The organism is Brevundimonas sp. P2_A6, from assembly GCF_056404975.1.
Genome location: NZ_JBFUCZ010000012.1, coordinates 1 through 1,296 on the forward strand (window position 1 = coordinate 1; position 1,296 = coordinate 1,296).

Here is a 1,296-nt window from a genome sequence, read left to right on the forward strand (position 1 = left end):
ATGGCCAAGGAAAAGTTCGAACGTAACAAGCCGCATTGCAACATCGGCACGATCGGTCACGTGGACCACGGCAAGACGACGCTGACGGCGGCGATCACGATGACGCTGGCCAAGGCCGGTGGGGCCAAGGCGATGGCCTATGCCGACATCGATGCTGCGCCCGAAGAAAAGGCCCGCGGCATCACGATCAACACCGCGCACGTGGAATATGAGACGGCCAACCGTCACTATGCCCACGTCGACTGCCCCGGCCACGCCGACTATGTGAAGAACATGATCACCGGCGCCGCCCAGATGGACGGCGCGATCCTGGTGGTGTCGGCCGCCGACGGCCCGATGCCGCAGACCCGCGAGCACATCCTGCTGGCCCGTCAGGTCGGCGTGCCCGCCCTGGTGGTGTTCATGAACAAGGTCGACCTGGTCGACGACAAGGAGCTGCTGGAGCTCGTCGAGATGGAAGTGCGCGAGCTGCTTTCGTCCTACCAGTTCCCCGGCGACGACATTCCGATCACCATGGGCTCGGCCAAGGCCGCGACCGACGGCGTGAACCCGGAAATCGGCGAGCAGCAGGTTCTGGCGCTGATGGAAACCGTCGACGCCTACATCCCGCAGCCGGAACGCCCCGTCGACCTGCCGTTCCTGATGCCGGTCGAGGACGTGTTCTCGATCTCGGGCCGCGGCACCGTGGTCACGGGTCGCGTCGAGCGCGGCATCGTCAAGGTCGGTGAGGAAGTCGAGATCGTCGGCATCCGTCCGGTCCAGAAGACGACCTGCACGGGCGTGGAAATGTTCCGCAAGCTGCTGGACCAGGGCCAGGCGGGCGACAACGTCGGCGTGCTGCTGCGCGGCACCAAGCGTGAAGACGTCGAGCGCGGTCAGGTCCTGTGCAAGCCGGGCTCCATCACCCCGCACACCAAGTTCCTGGCCGAGGCCTACATCCTGACCAAGGAAGAAGGCGGCCGTCACACGCCGTTCTTCACGAACTACCGCCCGCAGTTCTACTTCCGCACCACGGACGTGACCGGCATCGTGCACCTGAAGGAAGGTGTCGAGATGATCATGCCCGGCGACAACGCCGAGCTGAACGTCGAGCTGATCACGCCGATCGCCATGGAAGAGAAGCTGCGCTTCGCCATCCGTGAAGGCGGCCGCACCGTCGGCGCCGGCGTCGTCGCCAAGATCATCGCCTGATCTTAAGGGCGCTAACGCTCGCCGCGCGGCGGCTCGCTGCTTGAGCGCGTGAGTGACTGAACCGAGCAAGGCCTCCCGGTGCGAACCGGGGGGCCTTTTTCTTTG

General features: G+C 65.1%; 1 protein-coding gene. It reads left to right on the forward strand.

What is annotated here, in order from left to right:
• Entirely contained in the window at window positions 1–1,191 is a 1,191-nt protein-coding gene (gene tuf, locus AC1DW4_RS15050; RefSeq protein ID WP_013269004.1) for an elongation factor Tu, read from the forward strand.
• The last annotated feature ends 105 nt before the right edge of the window (window positions 1,192–1,296 follow it).

Coding starts and splice junctions, on each gene's coding strand:
- tuf (WP_013269004.1), top strand. CDS start 1: ATGGCCAAGGAAAAGTTCGAACGTAACAAGCCGCATTGCAACATCGGC.